The sequence below is a fragment of the Tsuneonella troitsensis genome (assembly GCF_001441535.1).
Classification (GTDB): Bacteria; Pseudomonadota; Alphaproteobacteria; order Sphingomonadales; family Sphingomonadaceae; genus Tsuneonella; species Tsuneonella troitsensis.
Map to the genome: position 1 here is coordinate 272,483 of NZ_LMAU01000002.1, position 18,865 is coordinate 291,347.

The 18,865-nt window shown below is 65.6% G+C and carries 17 protein-coding genes, 2 tRNA genes and 1 other RNA gene; 9 read left to right on the forward strand and 11 right to left on the reverse strand.

Going from position 1 to position 18,865, the window contains the following annotated elements; all coding sequences use genetic code 11:
• Window positions 1-78 precede the first annotated feature (78 nt).
• The 5 genes from AR323_RS14805 (at window position 79) to AR323_RS04945 (ending at window position 1,948) form a co-directional block, all read left to right on the forward strand.
• Complete coding sequence (locus AR323_RS14805; RefSeq protein WP_057882847.1) at window positions 79-276, forward strand: hypothetical protein; 198 nt, start codon at window positions 79-81, stop codon at window positions 274-276.
• Window positions 273-839, forward strand: a complete 567-nt coding sequence (gene zapA / locus AR323_RS04935; RefSeq protein WP_057882848.1) for a cell division protein ZapA — start codon at window positions 273-275, stop codon at window positions 837-839. The genes AR323_RS14805 and zapA overlap by 4 nt, the downstream gene beginning before the upstream one ends.
• 10 nt (window positions 840-849) lie before the next feature.
• Window positions 850-1,019: non-coding RNA, 6S RNA (gene ssrS, locus AR323_RS14310), on the forward strand.
• 147 nt (window positions 1,020-1,166) lie between these two features.
• Entirely contained in the window at window positions 1,167-1,736 is a 570-nt protein-coding gene (locus AR323_RS04940; protein ID WP_083495247.1) for a 5-formyltetrahydrofolate cyclo-ligase, read from the forward strand.
• Window positions 1,733-1,948: a DUF2842 domain-containing protein gene (locus AR323_RS04945; RefSeq protein WP_057882850.1), complete on the forward strand. Its 216-nt coding sequence runs from the start codon at window positions 1,733-1,735 to the stop codon at window positions 1,946-1,948. Before AR323_RS04940 ends, AR323_RS04945 begins: the two co-directional genes overlap by 4 nt.
• A gap of 14 nt (window positions 1,949-1,962) precedes the next feature.
• Here the strand turns inward: AR323_RS04945 and AR323_RS04950 are convergent.
• Window positions 1,963-2,039: transfer RNA gene (locus AR323_RS04950), tRNA-Asp, on the reverse strand.
• A gap of 166 nt (window positions 2,040-2,205) precedes the next feature.
• On the opposite strand from AR323_RS04950, the gene AR323_RS04955 reads away from it, so the two are divergent.
• Complete coding sequence (locus AR323_RS04955) at window positions 2,206-2,625, forward strand: hypothetical protein (protein ID WP_057882851.1); 420 nt, start codon at window positions 2,206-2,208, stop codon at window positions 2,623-2,625.
• A gap of 6 nt (window positions 2,626-2,631) precedes the next feature.
• Here the strand turns inward: AR323_RS04955 and AR323_RS04960 are convergent, their stop codons facing one another.
• The 5 genes from AR323_RS04960 to AR323_RS04980 all read right to left on the reverse strand — a co-directional run bounded on the left by AR323_RS04960 (window position 2,632) and on the right by AR323_RS04980 (window position 7,983).
• The gene (locus AR323_RS04960; protein WP_057883173.1) at window positions 2,632-3,219 is read right to left on the reverse strand and encodes a YdeI/OmpD-associated family protein; all 588 of its coding nucleotides are present in this window, start codon (window positions 3,217-3,219) and stop codon (window positions 2,632-2,634) included.
• Between the two features lie 35 nt (window positions 3,220-3,254).
• Window positions 3,255-4,589: a dihydrolipoamide acetyltransferase family protein gene (locus tag AR323_RS04965; RefSeq protein WP_057882852.1), complete on the reverse strand. Its 1,335-nt coding sequence runs from the start codon at window positions 4,587-4,589 to the stop codon at window positions 3,255-3,257.
• Between the two features lie 3 nt (window positions 4,590-4,592).
• Window positions 4,593-5,597, reverse strand: a complete 1,005-nt coding sequence (locus AR323_RS04970) for an alpha-ketoacid dehydrogenase subunit beta (RefSeq protein WP_200956681.1) — start codon at window positions 5,595-5,597, stop codon at window positions 4,593-4,595.
• 44 nt (window positions 5,598-5,641) lie between these two features.
• Complete coding sequence (locus AR323_RS04975) at window positions 5,642-6,934, reverse strand: 3-methyl-2-oxobutanoate dehydrogenase (2-methylpropanoyl-transferring) subunit alpha (protein WP_057882853.1); 1,293 nt, start codon at window positions 6,932-6,934, stop codon at window positions 5,642-5,644.
• Between the two features lie 116 nt (window positions 6,935-7,050).
• Window positions 7,051-7,983, reverse strand: a complete 933-nt coding sequence (locus AR323_RS04980; protein ID WP_057882854.1) for a thymidylate synthase — start codon at window positions 7,981-7,983, stop codon at window positions 7,051-7,053.
• A gap of 108 nt (window positions 7,984-8,091) precedes the next feature.
• Here AR323_RS04980 and AR323_RS04985 point away from each other — a divergent pair.
• Window positions 8,092-8,168 (forward strand) — tRNA-Pro (locus AR323_RS04985).
• A gap of 37 nt (window positions 8,169-8,205) precedes the next feature.
• On the opposite strand, the gene AR323_RS04990 is transcribed toward AR323_RS04985, so the two are convergent.
• Genes AR323_RS04990 through recG form a run of 3 tightly spaced genes read right to left on the reverse strand, consistent with a single transcriptional unit; the run spans window position 8,206 to window position 11,568 of the window.
• Window positions 8,206-8,673 carry a DUF411 domain-containing protein gene (locus AR323_RS04990; RefSeq protein WP_321164530.1) on the reverse strand — a complete coding sequence of 156 codons (468 nt, stop codon included), beginning with the start codon at window positions 8,671-8,673 and terminating at the stop codon, window positions 8,206-8,208.
• Window positions 8,674-8,715: 42 nt separating this feature from the next.
• On the reverse strand, window positions 8,716-9,492 hold the full coding sequence (locus AR323_RS04995; RefSeq protein ID WP_057882855.1) for an energy transducer TonB: 777 nt from the start codon (window positions 9,490-9,492) through the stop codon (window positions 8,716-8,718).
• A 15-nt stretch (window positions 9,493-9,507) separates the two neighbouring features.
• Window positions 9,508-11,568 carry an ATP-dependent DNA helicase RecG gene (gene recG, locus AR323_RS05000; protein WP_057882856.1) on the reverse strand — a complete coding sequence of 687 codons (2,061 nt, stop codon included), beginning with the start codon at window positions 11,566-11,568 and terminating at the stop codon, window positions 9,508-9,510.
• A gap of 52 nt (window positions 11,569-11,620) precedes the next feature.
• On the opposite strand from recG, the gene AR323_RS05005 reads away from it, so the two are divergent.
• Window positions 11,621-11,890: an FAD assembly factor SdhE gene (locus AR323_RS05005; RefSeq protein WP_057882857.1), complete on the forward strand. Its 270-nt coding sequence runs from the start codon at window positions 11,621-11,623 to the stop codon at window positions 11,888-11,890.
• A 16-nt stretch (window positions 11,891-11,906) separates the two neighbouring features.
• Here the strand turns inward: AR323_RS05005 and AR323_RS05010 are convergent, their stop codons facing one another.
• On the reverse strand, window positions 11,907-12,476 hold the full coding sequence (locus tag AR323_RS05010) for a TMEM165/GDT1 family protein (RefSeq protein WP_057882858.1): 570 nt from the start codon (window positions 12,474-12,476) through the stop codon (window positions 11,907-11,909).
• A gap of 350 nt (window positions 12,477-12,826) precedes the next feature.
• Here AR323_RS05010 and mfd point away from each other — a divergent pair, with 350 nt between their 5' ends.
• A complete protein-coding gene (gene mfd, locus AR323_RS05015) occupies window positions 12,827-16,294 on the forward strand; it encodes a transcription-repair coupling factor (RefSeq protein WP_057883176.1) in 3,468 nt (1,155 codons plus the stop codon).
• Window positions 16,295-16,572: 278 nt separating this feature from the next.
• Here mfd and AR323_RS05020 read toward each other — a convergent pair whose 3' ends face one another.
• Window positions 16,573-18,819: an EAL domain-containing protein gene (locus AR323_RS05020; RefSeq protein WP_057882859.1), complete on the reverse strand. Its 2,247-nt coding sequence runs from the start codon at window positions 18,817-18,819 to the stop codon at window positions 16,573-16,575.
• Between the last annotated feature and the right edge of the window lie 46 nt (window positions 18,820-18,865).

Below are 18,865 nucleotides of genomic sequence, written 5' to 3' on the forward strand. Positions count from 1 at the left end.
GCAGGTGGCCGAAGTCAGTTATCAACAGGCCCCGGCAACCCTTTGCACCGGCGCGGGATTGGCGGTAAATCGGTGCGCATGTCGGGGGATCGAAGCGAAGCCGCGGTGCAAAGGATCGAAGCCGCGCTCGCGCGTATCGCCCGCGCAGCGGATGCCGCGCCCCCCGCATCTCCGGCCAACGTCCTCGCGCTGGTGGACAAGCACGAATCGCTCCGCGAAACCGTTGCCCAGGCGATCGCCGAACTCGACAAGGTTCTGGCGGAGCTCGAGCAGTGAGCGAGGTCGCCCTCAAGATCGGCGGTCGCACCTATCGGGTCGCATGCGCCGCGGGCGAGGAAGACCGGGTCAAGCGCCTCGGCAAGACGATCGACGAGAAGCTCGCCACGATGGGCCCTTCCGCCGGGCCGGGCGAGCAGAACATGCTGTTCGCAGCCCTCCTCCTGGCCGACGAGGTGCAGGAAGCGCGCGACGGTGGCGCAGGCGCGGCTCCTTCTGTCGACAGCGAAGCCGAAGCCCAGGCCAATGCCGCGCTCAGCGAGACGATCGCTGAGCTGGAAGCGGAGATTGCCCGGTTGCAGTCCGCAGCCGCCGAGACCGAAAGGCAATTGAAAGACGCTTCCGACCGTGAGACCGGGTTGCGCGAGCAGATCGACAGGCAGGACGCCGAGGCGGTCCGGCACCAGTCCGAAATTACCGAATTGCGCGCGGCGCAAGCAGCCGCGGAGGCCGTGCGACCTACCGGCGAAGACCTCGGTTCGCTCGCCCCTGCGCTCGAAGGACTGGCACAAATGCTCGAAGAATGTGCCGACAAGCTTGAGAGACGGTCCGCGGACGCCTAGATAGGACGCGGCGGGACTGCCCGGCACGAGCCGCATCAAAATCCCCGGGGCTATAAGCAAATCTAGGGAGCTGTCCCTGCCCTGGCGACCGGGTTCGTCCCGGGGACCGGGGTACATGGTTCCCACCTGACGTTGAGGCGTCGGAGGATTTCGGGGCAAACGACCCATGGTGGTTCCGCCACACCACCTGCTGCGCCTCAAGCGCCGGCGGCCGCGTCCGCAGCCTTGGCTTTCCTCGCTCAAACGACCTAAAGGTCGCGTCGCTGCGGGCGGGCGTTCGCCCTTGCGGGCTGATGCCCGATAGTCTGTTCCTGGAGCGATGATCCTTTGACGAAAGCAGAAATCCGCCGAAAACTGAGGGCCGAACGCCTTGCCCACGCCCAGGCGCTGCCCATGCAAGTGCGCGCGCTGGTATTCCACCGCCCTCCCCGCCCGGCACTGGAGATGGTGCCCGAAGGCGCGAGCGTCGGCCTGTACCACGCCGTCAAGGGTGAAGCGCCTGCGGGCGGTTACGCCCGGTTCTTTGCCGAGCACGGGTATCCTATCGCCCTGCCGTGGTTCGCAGACCGCGATGCGCCGATGTCCTTTCGCGTTCATTCCGACCCGTTCGACGGTGACGATCTCGTCGATGGTCCCTTCGGCCTGCAACCGAACGAGGACGCCGCCGAGATCGTGCCGCAGGTCTTGATCGTCCCGCTTCTGGCCTTCACGCCCGACGGACGGAGGCTGGGCCAGGGCGGCGGGCACTACGACCGCTGGCTCGCCGCGCATCCAGGCACCGTGACGATCGGACTGGCCTGGGACATACAGGAAGTCGCCGACCTGCCGCACGAACCGCACGACGTGGCGCTGAGCGCGGTCGTCACCCCCACTCGCATCCTGGGACCCTTCGCATGAGAACCGAGCCGACGCTGCGCATCCCGCTGGGCATTCTGGCCCTTCTGGCCGGGCTGACCGCCTACGCGCTGGTCATCGCGCGTTATGCGCCCGAGATCATCGGCGACTGGCCGGCGCTGGCGCAGGCCGTCGTCTATTTGGTTCTGGGGATCGTATGGCTCTTGCCGCTCAGGCGGTTCATCCTGTGGATGGAAACCGGCCGCTGGGGCTGAAAAAAGGTCCCAAGTGGCGCGAGTGACGGGGCTCGAACCCGCGACCTCCGGCGTGACAGGCCGGCACTCTAACCAACTGAGCTACACCCGCGCATCCGGGGCTTGCACCGCTTGGGAGCAGCGCCACTAGGGCGTGATCGGAGGCCTGTCAACAGCCGCAGGCGCCCCTTTTTGCCGCTTATCCGTCCACCGAAAATTAACCATGTCGGGCCATTGTCCACCTGCCCCGGCCGCGGGGCTTGGGGGGACTTCGGATCATGCGTATCGGGCTTGGTATCGCCAGCCTCGCTTGCCTTGCGGCGAGCCCGGCTCTTGCCGACGGAGCAGTCGATATCGACCGCTCGGTCTATGTCGAACGCACCAGCGAAGGTGTGCGTGCGCTGGAACCGGCCACCACGCTGCGGCCGGGCGACAAGGTGGTGCTTGTCGTGCAGTGGCGCAGCGAATCGCGCGATCGCAAGTTCACCGTGCAAAGCGCGGTTCCTCGCACCCTCGCCTTCCAGCGCGCGGGACACGACGCAGCCGAAGTGTCGATCGACGGCGGCCGCAACTGGGGCGAACTGGGCGCGCTGCGCATCGGCAGCCGGCTCGCTTCGGCAGAAGACGTGACTCACGTGCGGATGCGGGTTGCGGGATCGCCTACCGGGAGGCTGACCTACAGCGCGATCGTCCGCTGAGACGGGTCAGCACTTCTCGTATTTCCAGTGCCGCTTTTTTCCGTCCGCGAGCCATTCGACGGCTTGCTCGATCCGCCTTGCGCGCGTCTCCGCCTGCTTGGCCGTCGTGATCCATTCGAGATACTCGCGGCGCTGACCCGGCGCGAAGCGATCGAGCGCCGCTTTGGCGTCGGGAACCGCCGCAAGAGCCGCCGCAAAATCGTCGGGCATCGCGATCTCTGCCTTGGAGGCCTTGTTCGGCACCGGCTTGCGAGCGGTTCCGCCGGCCAGTATCCGCTGCGCAGCTTCCTTCAGCCCGGTTTCGAGCACAGTGTCGCTGGGTAGGTCGGACAAGGCGGTTACCCTGCCATATCCGCCCATTCCCTCACCGTTCTGTCGACCTTCTCCGTGGATGATGAACGCGCAGTGTGCCTTGAACGCGCTCATCCCGGCGACGTTCTTCCCGCTCACCATGAAGTGCGGCATCCCCCACTTGATGCCCTCCTCAACCTCCGGAAGTGCCGCGTGCACGATCTTGCGAATGTGCAGGAGTATGGGCTGCGCGAAGGGAGCGGCCTTGGCGATGTAGGCGTCGATACGCGGGTCGGTGGTCATGCTGCCCTCCGTTTCGGGAAGGCAGCATACCGCCATCAATTGACCAGCAAAAGGGCCGGGCTCTCGATCAGCTTCTTGATCGCCTGGATGAAGCTTGCCGCGTCGTAACCGTCGACCACGCGGTGATCGCAGCTGATCGAGATGTTCATCAGCTTGCGCTTCTCCACGCGCTCGCCGCCCATCCCGTCGGATACGAACATCGGGCGCTCGACGATGCGGTTCGGACCGATGATCGCCACTTCGGGCCGGTTGATGACCGGCGTCGTCGCCACACCGCCCAAGGGCCCGAGCGAGGTGATCGTGAGCGTCGATCCGCTGAGTTCGCCCGACTTGGTCGATCCGTCCCGCGCCGCGTCGGCAAGGCGGCGGATTTCGCCGGCGAGCTGCCACAGGTTCCTGGCCTGCGCGTCGCGAATGACAGGGACCATCAGGCCGCCATCGGTCTGCGTGGCCATGCCGAGGTGGACCGCGCCGTGCCGCGTGACGACATTGGCTTCGTCATCGTAGCGTGCGTTGATCATCGGGAACTGCGGGATCGTCTTGCAGATAGCAGCGATCAGCAGCGGCAGCATCGTGAGCTTCGGCTTGTCGCCCCGCCCGCCGTTGAGCTGTTCGCGCAGCCGCTCGAGCTCGGTGACGTCGCACTCCTCGACATACGTGAAGTGCGGGATGTTACGCTTGGCCGCGGCCATGTTCTCGGCGATGCGCCGGCGCAGGCCTATGACCTTGATCGTCTCGTCGGCGCGCGTTGCCCCCGAAGGCGCATGGCCGGTCGGCGCGCCGTAGGAGATGAACGCGTCGAGATCCGCATGGCGAATGCGCCCTTCTTCGCCCGGACGCACTTCGGAAAGGTCGATGCCGAGCTGCTGGGCGCGCAGGCGCACGGCGGGTGTGGCCAGGACCTTGGCGTGCGAAGTCTTCGAGACGGGCGCAGGCTTGGCCGGTGCAGGACTCGGCGCCGCAGATCGGGGTGCCGGAGCAGGCTCTGGCGGAGGCGGCGCCTTGGGTGCATCTTCGACCAGGCGCGCGACATCCTCCGCCTCGGGCGTCTCGACCTCGATCCGCTGCTCGACCGCTTCGGATTTCGGCGCGGGCGCCTCGTCGACGGGCGCGTTGTCGATCATTCCGCCTTCGGTTTCGATCACGACCAGCATCGACCCGATCGCGATCACGTCGCCCGCTTCGCCCGCGACCTCGACGACGGTGCCCGAGACCGGGCTCTCCATCTCGACCGTCGCCTTGTCGGTCATCATGTCGGCGATCTGCTGATCTTCCTCGACCCGGTCGCCGGGTTTGACGTGCATCGCCACGATCTCGGCCTCGGCGATGCCTTCGCCGATATCGGGGAGATTGAAGGTGAAACGGGCCATGGGTCAGGCTTCCAGTATCTTGTCGATCGCTTCGCCGATGCGGACGGGACCGGGGAAATAAGCCCACTCGAGGCTGTGCGGATAGGGGGTGTCGAAACCGGTGACGCGCTCGACCGGTGCCTCGAGGTGGTAGAAGCACCGCTCCTGCACCAGCGCGGAGAGTTCCGCACCGAAACCGCTCGTCCGCGTCGCCTCGTGAACGACGAGGCAGCGGCCGGTCTTCTCGACCGAAGCCTCGATCGCCTCGATATCGAGTGGCACCAGCGTGCGCAGGTCGATGATCTCGGCGTCGACGCCTTTTTCCTTCGCCACGGCGGAGACGACGTGAACCATCGTGCCGTAGGCCAGGATCGTCAGCGCGTCGCCTTCGCGGACGGTGCGCGCCTTGCCGAGCGGGATCGAATAATAGCCCTCGGGCACCTTGCTGTCCGGGTGGTTCTTCCACGGCTCGACAGGCTTGTCGTAGTAGCCACTGAACGGGCCGTTGTAGATCCGCTTCGGCTCGAAGAAGATCACCGGATCGTTGTCCTCGATCGAGGCGATCAGGAGGCCCTTCGCGTCGTAGGGCGTCGACGGAATGACGGTCTTCAGCCCGGCGACGTGGGTGAACAGCGATTCCGGGCTCTGGCTGTGGGTCTGCCCGCCGAAGATACCGCCGCCGAACGGAGAGCGAACCGTCATCGGCGCGATGAATTCGCCTGCCGAGCGATAGCGCAGCCGCGCGGCCTCGCTGATGAGCTGGTCCATGCCGGGATAGATGTAGTCGGCGAACTGGATTTCCGGCACGGGCCGCAGGCCGTAGGCGCCCATCCCGACCGCTGCGCCGATGATCCCGCATTCGGAGATGGGGGTGTCGAACACGCGGTTCTTGCCGTGCTTTTCTTGCAGGTGCGCCGTCGCGCGGAAGACGCCGCCGAAATAGCCGACGTCCTCGCCCATGATAACCACGGTGGGATCGTGGCTGAGCATGATGTCGAGCGCATCGTTGATCGCCTCGATCATGTTCATGTTGCGCGCGGGCGCATCGGCGAGGCCCACGGGGGTATCGTCGATCAGGCTTGTGGCCACTTGATCTTCCTTTCGCGGATCGCCTGCGCGGCCTGTTCTTCCAGATGCCAAGGCAGCTCTTCGAACACGTCCTCGAACATCGTGTGAAATGGATGGTGCATGCCGTGGCCCAGGACGCCGTTCTTCTCGGCCTCCTTGGTCGCCGCCTTCACCTGCTCGGCGCATTCGAGGTCGAGCGCGACCTGCCGCTCCTCGTCCCACTCGCCCAGATGGATGAGGTGGTTCTTGAGCCGCATCACGGGATCGCCCAGAGGCCATTCGGTCCGCTCGTGCGCGCTGCGGTACTGGCTCGGGTCGTCGGAAGTCGAGTGCCCTTCGGCCCGGTAGGTGAAGTGCTCGATGAGCGTCGGCCCGCCGTTGGAGCGGGCGCGATCGGCCGCCCACTGGGTCGCCGCGTAGACCGCCAGGGCGTCGTTACCGTCGACCCGCAGCGAAGCGATGCCATAGCCGACGCCGCGCGCGGCGAAGGTCGCCCGCTCGCCGCCCGCGAAGCCCGAGAAGCTCGAGATCGCCCACTGGTTGTTGACGACGTTGAGGATGACCGGCGCGTTGTAGACCGTGGCGAACAGGCACGCGGCGTGGAAGTCGCCTTCCGCGGTGCTGCCCTCGCCCACCCAGGTCGCCGCGATCCGGCTGTCGCCGCGCATTGCGCTCGCCATCGCCCAGCCCACCGCCTGCGGAGTCTGCGTGGCCAGGTTGCCGCTGATGGTGAAGAAGCTGTGCGGCCGGCTCGAATACATGATCGGCAGCTGGCGACCCTTGAGCTTGTCGCCGCGGTTCGAGTAGATCTGGTTGATCATTTCGACCAGCGGATAGCCGCGGGCGATCAGGATACCCTGCTGGCGATAGCTGGGAAACACCATGTCGTCGGCCGCCAGCGCCATCGCGGCGGACACGCTGGTCGCCTCTTCGCCGGTGCACTTCATGTAGAAGCTGGTCTTGCCCTGCCGCTGGCCGCGATACATCCGCTCGTCGAAGGCACGGGTCAGCGCCATCGTGCGCAGCATCCGGCGCAGCGTTTCGGCGTCGAGCTTCGGATCCCACGGGCCGTGCGCGGCGTTGTCGTCGCCCAGCACGCGGATCAGGTCGTTGGCGAGCGGCGCGGTGTCGATCGGCGCGCAGGCCTCGTCCGGGCGTGGCTGTTCGCCGGGCTTGGTGATCTTCAGGTCGGAGAAATCGACCGCGTCGCCGGGCCGGAACTTGGGTTCGGGAACATGGAACTGCAGCGCCGGGCGATTGTGCCCCGCTCGTCCGGTCCCTTTCGGCTCATCGGCCACTTCACGCTCTCCCGCGAGAAAATTCCGCCCCGAAAGTGGACCGAGGCGACTGTCGCAATCTTTTACGACCGCGTTATTTTATTTCAATGCGGGTAATCGAGTCAAGCTTGGCCCGGTCAGACCGCCACTGGCGCCTTGAGCGCGCCGAGCGGGGTGTAGTTCGAAACCTCGAAATCGTCGATCCGGTAGCCAAAAATGGTTTCCGGACGCCGCACTATCTCAAGGCGTGGACGGCCCTGCGGTTCCCGCGTGAGCTGCTCGTCGATCAGATCGGCGTGGTTGAGATAGAGGTGGACGTCCCCGCCCATCCACACGAATTCGCCGGGTTCCAGATCGGCCTGCTGGGCCAGCATCCGCTGCAGCAGAGCCGCGGACCACAGGTTGAACGGCAGGCCCAGCGCTACATCGCAGCTGCGCTGGTAGAGCAACCCGTTGAGGCGGCCGTCCGCGACGTGGAACTGGTAGGTCTTGTGACACGGGGGCAGCGCCATCCTGTCGAGCTCTGCCACGTTCCAGCCCTCGATGATGTGCCGCCGGCTGCCGGGATTGGAGCGCAGGGATTCGACCACGGCGGAAACCTGATCGATCCCCTCGCCCGCCTCGAACAGTCCGTCGGGCCGATAGCGATAGGTCGGCCAGTCCACCCACTGCTTGCCATACACCGGCCCCAGATCGCCCCAGTTGGCGGCGAACGCCGCGTCATCGGCGATGCGCTGGACAAAGGCGTCGAGCGGCAGGTCGTCGCCGGTCTGGCGCACGTAGTTGGCGTGCGGCCATTCGTTCCAGATGCCGACCCCCTGCAGCACCAGCGGGCGAATGTTGGTCTCGCCCGTCAGGAACCACAACAACTCGCGCGTGGCGGTTTTCCAGTACACCCGCTTGGTGGTGATGAGCGGCATCGCGCCGTCGGCCAGGTCGAATCGCAGGGTCGCGCCGAAGATCGACCGCGTGCCGATTCCCGTCCGGTCGATACGCTCCGACCCCTCGGTCCAGATGCGCCGCATCAGGTCGAGATACTGGTTTTCCGGGTGCGGAGGCGTGGTCGGCATGAACGGTCACTAGCGCGCGAAAAGCCCGCTTGCCACCCCGCCGTCCCCTCCCTATAGGGCCGCCTCTGCCTCGCCCGTCCGGTCTTCCGGATGGGGGAATGCATCGGTCGGGGAATAGCTCAGCCTGGTAGAGCACTGTCTTCGGGAGGCAGGGGCCGGAGGTTCGAATCCTCTTTCCCCGACCATTTTTCTCACACGTCCCGAGCGTCGGCGAAAGCGGCGCTACTTCGCGGGGTAACTCGAGAACACCCGCCGTCCGGCGTCGCCGAAAGCGATGACCTGGTACGGCTGCACCCGCCCGCCCGCTTCCATGCCCGGCGAGCCGAGCGGCATCCCCGCCACGGCCAGACCCTTAACACCCTTGGGACGCTGCTCCAGCAAGCGCGCGATGTCCCTTGCGGGCACGTGCCCCTCGATCACGTAGCCGCCGATCACGGCGGTGTGACACGACACGAGGTCGGAGGGCACACCGAGGCGCGCCTTGAGCAGGTCCATCCGGCTCTCGTCGCGAGATTCGATCTTTTGCGCCAAGCCTGCGCGCGCATGCTCCACCCACTCGGTACAGCATCCGCAGTACGGATCCTTGTACATGACGTACGGCGCGGCCTGCGCTGCACCGGTGCACGCGGCAAGGAGAACGGCGCCCAGAATGGACACTACGCGCGGAGAGCGATTGAGCATCTTGATCATGCCACCTTTGTTGCCGAACCCGGCGCAGGCGGCAAGCGCGACCTATTCCTCGCGCGCGAACCAGTGGTGCGATTCGCGAACGAGCGCCCGGACCGGCCGACCTCTCCGATCGAGCGCCGGTCGGTAGCGAAATCGCTGCTCGATCAGCCGGCATGTCAGCGCATCCACCCGCGCAAAACCGCTCGATTCCTCGATCCGGCAACCAGACACCGTGCCGCCCGGCTCGACCGCGAAGACCACTGTGACCAGCGCCTCTTCGCCCATCGCGAGAGCATCCTCAGGGAGGTCTTGGAATGTCATGCGCCCGCTGGTGCGACGCGGCCCCCGCACAGCCTCGCCACCGCCGGTTCCCGTCCCGTCGCCGCCGGTCCCTCCGCCGCCAAGACCGTCGCCGTACGTTCCGGCGCCGCGTCCCGGGCCGGGTAGCGGCGAGGCACCGGTCTGGGCCGCGCTGCCGATGTCGGCTTGCGGCGCGGTGACGACCGGCGGCGGGACTATCAACGGCACCACCGGGGGCGCGACTATCGCGGTGGCCCGGTTGCGGAGGTTGCGCTGGCCCGCCTCATCCTTGGGCGCCGCCTTTTCCGCGCGCCGCCGCTCGGGCCGCTCCTTGGGTTTGGGGATCGGCGGCGGCGGTTCGCTGAAGTCGATCGACACCATACCCGGCACGGAAACCGCCTTTCGCACAGGTCCGAAGCCGAACACCAGCAGCGCGATGATGGCACCCGTCAGCACGGCGGAAACCGCTGCCGAGACAGTACGCGGGGGCTGCGAGACGTACATCGTCGCGCCGCTAGCCGGCAGCCGATTGATCGGCACTGAATGCGTGCCCGGTCAACCGCCGCGCAGCAGTTGCACGCCCCAGTCGCGCTCGAACAGGTATAGCAGCACCCGCGCCGCCTCTCCCCGTTCGCTCGCCAGACCGCCGTCGCGCTCCATCAGCAGCCGCGCGTCCTCGTGCGCGATGGGCAGAAGGCGCTGGATCTGGTCGAGCTCGGCAACCCGGAAGGGCGTATCGCCGGACTGCCGCGTACCCAGCAATTCACCGCCACCGCGCAGCAGAAGGTCCTCCTCGGCAAGTCGAAATCCGTCCTGCGTCTCGCGCATCAGGGCAAGGCGCTGCTTGCCGGTTTCGCTCAGCGCATCGCCGCGCAGAAGCAGGCAGACCGACTTCTTGCTGCCGCGCCCTACCCGTCCGCGTAACTGGTGCAGCTGCGCAAGGCCGAACCGCTCGGCCTGTTCGATCACCATCAGCGTGGCATTGGGCACGTCCACGCCGACCTCGATCACCGTGGTCGCGACGAGCAGCCGGGCGTTTCCGCAAGCGAACCGCTCCATCCCGGCGTCCTTCAGCTCTGGCTTGAGCTGGCCGTGGACGAGGACCACCGCATCCCCGAACCGCTCCCTGAGAGCCGCGAAGCGCGCCTCGGCTGCCGCGATGTCCTCGGTTTCCAGCTCGCGGACCATCGGGCAGACCCAATAGGCCTGTGCCCCGGCATCGAGTTGCGCCGCAAGGCGATCGATCACTTCGCCGGTCCGCTCGGTGCTGATCACGACCGTGTCGATCGCCTGGCGTCCCGGCGGCATCTCGTCGAGGCGGCTCACGTCCATCTCGCCGTACTGGGCCAGCGTCAGCGTGCGCGGGATCGGCGTCGCGGTCATCGCCAGCGTGTGCGGGGTCACGCGGCCTTTCTGTGCGAGCATGAGCCGCTGCGAGACGCCGAACCGGTGCTGCTCGTCGATGACGACCAAGCCGAGATTGCGGTAGGATACCGTGTCCTGGAATATCGCGTGGGTTCCGACGACGAGCTGGATCGACCCGTCCTGCAGTCCCATCAGGATCGATTCGCGCGCGCGGCCCTTGTCCCGCCCCGTCAGCAGCGCGATCTCGACGCCGGTGGGTGCGAGCATCCGGCGCAGGGTCTCGAAATGCTGGCGCGCGAGGATTTCGGTCGGCGCGAGCAAGGCCGCCTGCGCGCCCGCCTCGACCGCGATCAGCATCGATTCCAGCGCGACGACGGTCTTGCCGCTGCCCACGTCGCCTTGCAGCAGACGGAGCATCGGCACGTCCTGCGCAAGGTCGCCCTCGATTTCGGCGATGCTGCGCTGCTGCGCACCGGTCAGCGGGAACGGCAGGTCCAGCTTCCCGCGCAGTGCTCCGTCACCGATCAGCGCCTGCCCACGCCGCCGACGATTGTCGGCCCGCACGAGCATGAGTGCGAGGCTGTTGGCGAGCAGCTCGTCATAGGCGAGCCTGTCACGCGCCGCGGGATGTTCCCCCTTGTGCGCCAACTTTAGTGCGTCGCCCCACGCGGGCCACTGCATCTTGGCGAACTGGCCGGGTTCGATCCATTCGGGCAGCGTCGGCAAGCGGGCGAGCGATTGCGCGACGAGGCTGGCGACCTTCGGCTGCGTCAGACCTTCGGACAGGGCATAGACCGGCTCGTTCAGCGTGCGCAGCAGCCCGGCGCTGTCCTCAGCGACATGATCCGGATGCACGATCTGCAGCACCTGGCCGTACTGGTCGAGCCGGCCCGCCACCCACCGCTTTTCACCCACCGGAAGCTGTTTCTTGGCGGTAAAACTCGCCCGGCCGAAATAGGTGATCGAACAGACGTTGCCGAGCGCGTCGGTCGCCAGCACGTTGTACGGGCCGCGTCCGGTCCTGCTCGACCGGTGTTCGGTGACGGTTAGCGCCACGACGATCTGCTCGCCCACGCTGGCCTGGTCCAGGTTCTCGACCGGGCGCCGCGTCACGAAGCGATCGGGGAGGTGATATGCCACATCGCGGATACGCGTGAGGCCCAGCTTCTCGAGCGGCTTGCTCAGCTTCGGCCCGACGCCTTCGAGCGTGTCGATCTCGGCGAACAGCGGATTGAGCACGTCGGGGCGCATGGGGCGGATATACCGTGTTGAACCGACATGGCGAGTGCCCTACCCGCGCGCCATGACCGCCGACTTTTCCACACGCCTTGCTCGCGCGCGCTTTCGGGCCTGGCACCGCGGCACGCGCGAAGCGGATTACATGATCGGCGGATTCTTCGACCGCTACCATGCGGGCTGGGACGAAGCGGCGCTCTCATGGTTCGAAGCGTTGCTTGAGGAAGACGACGTCGATGTCATGGCGTGGGCGCTCGGCTCGCAGCCGGTTCCCGCCGAACTCGTCGGCGATCAGATGACCGCGATGCAGCGCCTCGATTACGTCGAGATGCCCTGAGCGCGCCGGGCCCTCGTCATATCATCGCGGCATCGGCGATGACCCAGATGCCGATCCCGAGGAACAGCGTCGCCGCGATCGCCCGAAGGAGCTTCATCGACACGCGCTCGACGAGCGCATTGCCGAGATAGACAGCCGGGACGTTCGCCAGCATCATGCCGAGCGTGGTGCCGATAGTGACCGCGACGACATCCTGGAACTGCGCGCCCAGCGCGATGGTGGCGACCTGGGTCTTGTCGCCGATCTCGACGATGAAGAATGCGACCGTCGTGGTCAGGAACGCCCCGAAGCGCGGAGCCTTCGGTTCCTCCGATTCGTCGAGCTTGTCGGGAACGAGCGTCCAGATCGCCATCGCGACGAAGCCCGCGCCGACCGCGTAGCGGAACCAGGGGCCTTCCAGCAAAGACGCTACCGTCTGGCCCAGGAAGGCGGCGATCCCGTGATTGGCGAGCGTGGCGACAAGGATGCCCATCACGATCGGCAGCGGCTTCCCGAAACGCGCGGCCAGGACGATCGCCAGCAGCATCGTCTTGTCGCCGATTTCGGCCAGAGCGACGACGGCGGTGGAGGTAAGGACAGCTTCCAATGAATGTCTCCGGGCCGGGCTTCGAGACTGCAACGACACCCGCGCTCCCGCCCGGCCGGACAGGAGTCAGGTGCCATTGGTCTTGCCCGAGCGGAAATTCCGCTCCCCTGCGCCACGACCTCTCGGCCGAGCATGTTGACGCGAGGGAACCGCGTGAGCGGCGCGCTACTCCCCAGATGACGCGGCGCCTCTAGCAGGCCGACATTCTCGTTTCAATCACTGCGCAATGGCGGTTGGATAATTCCCGTTCGGCCCTATGTGAGGGCCTCACCCGTCCCCTGCCCGAACCCCTCGGGCGGGTTTTCGCGCGTGTGCGGAACGGCGCGCGGCCCCGGCAATTTGGATACGACATGCCCGATATCACGAAGATCCTCGCCGCCACCGCTCCGCTGACGCTGTCGTCCATCCCGCGCGGCGCACAGCCGCTGGTGCTGGCGGACCTGGCGCGCGCAGCGAAGGGCCGCGCGGTCTTCATCGCGCCCGACGACGCGGCGATGAGCGGGATCGCGGACGCCGCGCGCTTCTTCGCGCCAGAGCTCGAGGTAATCGAGTTTCCCGCATGGGACTGCCTGCCCTACGACCGTGCCAGCCCCGCCCTGTCGGTCAGCGCGCGGCGACTGGCCGCGCTGCATCGCCTGCAGGCGGGCAAGATCGGCAGCCAGCTGCTCGTCACGACCGTCAACGCGCTGCTCCAGCGCGTCCTGACCCCGTTCCGCGTGCGCGAGGCGGTGCGCGAACTGAAGCCGGGGATGACGATAGCGCGCGAGGCGCTGATCGGCCTGCTGCAGCGGCGGGGCTACAACCGCACCGATACCGTGATCGATCACGGCGAGTTCGCGGTGCGCGGCTCGATCTTCGACCTTTTTCCCAGCGGGCTCGATGCCGGCCTGCGGCTCGACTTCTTCGGCGACGATCTCGAATCGCTGCGCCTGTTCGATCCCAACACCCAGATGACCACCGGCGTCATCGACCGGCACCTGCTGATCCCGGCGAGCGAAGCGCTGCTCGACGAGGATACGATCAAGCGCTTCCGCTCGCGCTACCGCGAGCGCTTCGGCGCCAATGCGACGCAGGACCCGCTCTACCAGGCGATCAGCGACGGTCGCCGGTTGGCCGGAATGGAGCACTGGCTCCCGCTGTTCGAGGAGCGGCTGTCCACGCTGTTCGATCACCTGAACGAGGCCGATCTTCTCGTGATCGACAACGCCGCGCTGTCGGCCGCCGACGAGCGCCTGTCCGATATCGCCGACTATCACCGCCAGCGCGAGGAAGGGACCTACCGCCCTCTCCCGGAAGAGGCGCTCTACCTAGGCAAGGACGAATTCACCCACGCTCTATGGGAACGGCCAGTCCACCGCGCTTCGATCTTCGCCGAACCGGAGAGCGGCACCGTCATCGACTTCGGGTTCCAGTCGGGCCGCGATTTCGCGCCGGAGCGGGCGCGCGGCGACAACGTCTATGCCGCCGCGGCCGATCACCTCAAGGCTGCAGGGAAGGCCGGGAAGAAGCCGCTGCTGGCGACCTATTCGAAAGGCAGCCGCGCCCGCATCGCGTCGATCGTGGGCGAGGCCGGCGCGCCGATGGAACTGGCGGAAACCTGGCAGGAAGCACTCGGTCTGTCGGCCAGAGGCAAGCCGGTCGCGCTGGTCCTGCCGCTGGAGGCGGGCTTCGCCAACGACCAGATCGACCTGATCACCGAGGCCGACGTGCTGGGCGACCGGCTCGTGCGCCGCAAGAAGAAGCGCAAGAGCGCCGACGCCTTCCTGGCCGAACTGCAGGCCCTCAATGCCGGGGACCTCGTCGTCCACATCGACCACGGCATCGGCAAGTATCTCGGGCTGGAAGCCATCCCGGTCGGCAAGTCGAAGCACGACTGCGTGATGCTGGCCTACCACGGTGGCGACAAGCTCTACGTGCCCGTAGAGAACCTAGAGGTTCTCAGCCGCTACGGTTCGAGCGAGGAGATGGTCGCGCTCGACCGCCTCGGCGGAGAGGCATGGCAGAAGCGACGCGCCCGGCTGAAGGAGCGCATCCGCGAGATCGCGCACGAACTGCTCCGCACTGCCGCCGCTCGCGCGCTGCGCCAGGCGGCCGTAATCGACAAGGACGAGGCCAGCTACAACCAGTTCGTCGACCGCTTTCCGTGGGAAGAGACCGACGACCAGGACCGCGCGATCGAGGAAGTCCTCGAAGACCTGGCCAGCGGCAAGCCGATGGACCGCCTCGTCTGCGGCGACGTCGGCTTCGGCAAGACCGAGGTCGCCTTGCGCGCTGCGTTCGCCGCCGCGATGAGTGGGCGGCAGGTCGCCGTGGTCGCGCCGACCACCCTGCTCGCCCGCCAGCACTACGAGAACTTCTCGGCGCGCTTCTCCGGATTCCCGCTCAAGGTGGGTCGCCTCAGCCGGCTCGTCACCGCGAAGGAGATGGCCGACACGCGCGAAGGCCTGAAATCGGGCGATATCGACGTCGTGATCGGCACCCACGCGATCTTGTCGAAGACGACCGCGTTCAAGAACCTCGGCCTCGTGATCGTGGACGAGGAGCAGCGTTTCGGGGTGACGCACAAGGAAAAGCTCAAGCAGTTGCGCGCCGACGTCCACGTCCTCACTCTCACCGCCACGCCGATCCCGCGCACGCTGCAGATGGCGATGAGCGGGTTGCGCGAGCTTTCGACCATACAGACCCCGCCGGTCGACCGGCTCGCGGTGCGAACCTACGTTATGGAATGGGACGACATGGTGATGCGCGAGGCGCTGCTGCGCGAGCATCATCGCGGCGGGCAGAGCTTCATCGTTGTCCCCCGCATCGCGGACATGCCGGAAGTCGAGGAATGGCTGCACAAGCACGTCCCCGAGGTGAAGGCGATCAGCGCGCACGGCCAGATGAGCCCGACCGAGGTCGAGGAACGCATGAGCGCGTTCTACGAAGGCAAGTACGAGGTGCTGCTTTCGACCACGATCGTCGAAAGCGGCCTCGACATTCCCAGCGCCAACACGATCGTGATCCACCGAGCGGATCGCTTCGGCCTCGCCCAGCTTTACCAGCTACGCGGCCGCGTCGGGCGCTCGAAGCTGCGCGCCTATGCCTATCTGACAACGCCGAAGGATACCGCGCTGAGCGAAGTGGCGGAGAAAAGGCTCAAGGTACTGGGCGATCTGGACTCGCTCGGAGCCGGGTTCCAGCTTGCGAGCCACGACCTCGACATTCGCGGCGCCGGCAATCTGCTGGGCGACGAACAGTCGGGCCACATCCGCGAGGTCGGCTTCGAACTGTACCAGGCGATGCTGGAAGACGCGATCCTGGCCGCTAAGGCCGGCGATATCGGGCTCGAGCGCGAGGCGGGGCCGAGCCCGCAGATTACGGTCGATGCCCCCATCATGATCCCGGAAGAATACGTGCCCGATCTCGCGGTGCGCATGGGCCTGTATCGCCGCCTCAACGATGCGCGCGACCAGGGCGAAATCGAGAGCCTCGCCGCCGAAATGATCGACCGCTTCGGACCGCTGCCCGCCCCGACTGCCAACCTCGTGAAGCTGATCGAGATCAAGCACCAGGCCATCGTTGCCAACATCGCCAAGATCGATGTCGGCGCGCGCGGCACGCTGGTGACCTTCCACAAGGACGACTTCCCCGATCCCGCCGGCCTGATTGCATGGGTCGACCGCGTCGGGCCCGATGCGAAGTTGCGCCCCGATATGAAGCTCGTCCTGGCGCGTGCATGGGGCGATCCGCAAAGCCGCCTCAACGGCCTTTATCAGCTTACGAAGGGTCTCAGCGGGATCGCGTCACGAGCGTTGAAACAGAAAAAAGCGGCGTGATCGCGAAGTCGCGACGGCGAATCTTCACTCTTTCTAAAGCATGATTCGCAACAGATTCGGCATTCGGAATATCACCCTTTCCGAAATCCGGATCCACTAGGTCATCCAGTCGTCAGACATAAAAAAACCCCGGAAAACCGGGGTTTTTTCAACACACACCGGAACTCAGCGGCCGCCGAGAAACCAAGTCACATAGCCCCAAATCGACATAACGACCTCCTGTTTGCACCGATCGTGCTAACAGTGAGGGTTAACAGAAAGTAAAAGTTTTGCAAGGGCTAGGCGGCTAGAGACCTTTCGTGCAGGCTTCGAAGCAGGTCGTCCATCGTCCTGGCTTTCGAATAGAGAAAGCCTTGACCGGTGTCGCAACCCATTTCGATGAGCAATCGAGCGACTGCCTCGTTTTCGATTCCTTCGGCAACGGCTACGCGGCCGAGCGAATGGATCATCTCGACCGCGGTTTTGACCAGCGCACGATCTTCAGCCGAGTGTTCGATGTTGGAAACGAAGCTGCGATCTATCTTGACCTCGTCGCTGGGGATTTGGCGCAAATAGTGAAGCGACGCATGTCCCGTGCCGAAGTCATCTACCGAAAGACCAAGGCCCATACGCTTCAGTTCCACGAGAACGATCCCCGCAAGACGATCGCTGTCGATCGGCGCGGTCTCGGTAATCTCGAGAATGAGGCTCGACGGCGGGAACGCATGCTTTGCGAGGAGTGATCCCACCGTCTGCGGGAATCTCGGGTCCCTGAGATCAAGGGCCGACACATTGACGGCAATCTTGAAATCGGGATTGACTGCAAGCGCACGCTTTCCTTCGCACATCGCGCGATCGAGTACGAAATTCGTAATTATGTCGATGCGGTTATGCTCTTCGGCATAGGAGATGATCTGGAAGGGCTCAATCGCTCCCCTGCGCGGGTGCTGCCACCGCAAAAGGGCTTCGGCGCCCACGACGGCGCCGGATCCAAGATCGACCTTCGGCTGAAAGCGGACGTCGACTTCCTCGTTCGCGATCGCACGCTCCAGTTCGGACAGGAACTGCACCCGCCAGGCACGATCCTCGCTGTCGTCGACCTCCGCGATATGAAACAGGCGGCCATGGTGAGCTGCGTCTTCCGCGCTCTGCATCGCGCTTTCGGTCCGCTCGCGAAGAGTGAGCGAATAATTCGGGTCGAGCCCGATCGCGGTCGCAACATCTGGGGCCTGCGTCCCAACCGAAATGCTCCGGCGGAACAGGGCGTGGATACCCCGCAGGTGATCCTCCCGATCTGCCTCATCCAGCTTGTGGCGCTTCCAGACAAAGGTGTCCTTATCGAATGCGAACTTCGTGCACGCTTCGGAGGCTCGCAGCATTTCCTGCGCCTTGATCAGAAGCGCGTCGACCTCTTCCGGCGACAGGCAGGCGCTGATCGTCGAGAAATTGCGGATCTTCAGCGCGACCACGTCGTAATCGCTCGCGACCCTTGAATCGTGGAAGTTTTCGATCCGGACCAGACCGGTGCTTCCCCGATAAGTCGAGCGGGCATGATTGCGGAGGCGGAATGAGCCGACCGCGAGCGCGACGATTGCGGATAACACATCAGTGTTGATCATCATCACATCGAGTGCGGCCTGTGCAAACAGGATCAGCCCACCGACCATTACCGGAGCGCGGCGCGAGGGGTTGTTCTTGCGAGCCTGTGCCAGCAGAAACACCGAAACGACGGCGAAGGCAGGCAACCACCCCCAGTCGCGAGGCAGGCCCCGCTTCAGCGTCTGCCCACCGACGGCATGAATCTGCGCGCCGGCAACCAGACCACGCGTCGGCATCTGATAAAGATCGGGCGAGGTACGGTTGGCGGGGGCGATGACGACATCCCGCCCTGCGAATGTCTCTGCAGAAACTCGGCCGCGCAGAACATCGACATAACTGATCATCGGGATCGTGTCGAAGTCGATCGAGAAATCGGGCCGGTAGGTAATATCCGCTTCGTCCACCCCGGCCAGCAGCGCCGAAATCGATTTGCGTCGCTCTCCCAGAATAACCGAACTTGTCGGAAGGTCCCAGGCTAGACCGAAGACGCGCTGGTGGCCGACCATCGAGACCATCTCTGCCTTTTCGCGAAAGCGCGGGTGGGTCAACAATTGAGAGGTCGTCCCGAAGCCGCTGGCAATGACGGGAGTGGACCCGATGAATACCTTGCCGCGATGCCGATCGAGGGCGGCGGCCAGTTGGGCGTCTTCCGCTTCGCTGGACGCATCGGCCAGCGCACGATCGAAGACGACGCGCTTCGCGCCGGCAGCGAACAAGCTGTCGACAAGGCTGGCGTCGTCGCTGCGCCTCGGGTCGGTGACGCCCATTTCGCTGAGCGATTTGTCGTCGATCATGACCAGAACGGTCTGACCGTCTGCTGGACGCATGCGGACGGTGTCGCGGGACAGATGATACAAGTCTTCGAGCGGCTGCGGAACGTGGAAGAACCCCAGAAGTAGCCCGATGACGATCGCCCACAGCGCGATGCGCTGTCGCGGGTCGCGCAATTGCTGGTTACGTCCGCCACCTTGATCTGCAGTTTTCGCCGATCGC

What these genes read in the sequence shown, in the direction of transcription:
- AR323_RS04945 (WP_057882850.1), top strand. Translation starts at nt 1,733, where the DNA reads ATGAGAACCGAGCCGACGCTGCGCATCCCGCTGGGCATTCTGGCCCTT.
- AR323_RS04960 (WP_057883173.1), bottom strand. Translation starts at nt 3,219, where the DNA reads ATGACCACCGACCCGCGTATCGACGCCTACATCGCCAAGGCCGCTCCC.
- AR323_RS04980 (WP_057882854.1), bottom strand. Translation starts at nt 7,983, where the DNA reads ATGCCGACCACGCCTCCGCACCCGGAAAACCAGTATCTCGACCTGATG.
- AR323_RS04970 (WP_200956681.1), bottom strand. Translation starts at nt 5,597, where the DNA reads ATGAACATGATCGAGGCGATCAACGATGCGCTCGACATCATGCTCAGC.
- AR323_RS14805 (WP_057882847.1), top strand. Translation starts at nt 79, where the DNA reads ATGTCGGGGGATCGAAGCGAAGCCGCGGTGCAAAGGATCGAAGCCGCG.
- AR323_RS04990 (WP_321164530.1), bottom strand. Translation starts at nt 8,673, where the DNA reads ATGATCAAGATGCTCAATCGCTCTCCGCGCGTAGTGTCCATTCTGGGC.
- AR323_RS04955 (WP_057882851.1), top strand. Translation starts at nt 2,206, where the DNA reads ATGCGTATCGGGCTTGGTATCGCCAGCCTCGCTTGCCTTGCGGCGAGC.
- recG (WP_057882856.1), bottom strand. Translation starts at nt 11,568, where the DNA reads ATGCGCCCCGACGTGCTCAATCCGCTGTTCGCCGAGATCGACACGCTC.
- AR323_RS05005 (WP_057882857.1), top strand. Translation starts at nt 11,621, where the DNA reads ATGACCGCCGACTTTTCCACACGCCTTGCTCGCGCGCGCTTTCGGGCC.
- mfd (WP_057883176.1), top strand. Translation starts at nt 12,827, where the DNA reads ATGCCCGATATCACGAAGATCCTCGCCGCCACCGCTCCGCTGACGCTG.
- AR323_RS04965 (WP_057882852.1), bottom strand. Translation starts at nt 4,589, where the DNA reads ATGGCCCGTTTCACCTTCAATCTCCCCGATATCGGCGAAGGCATCGCC.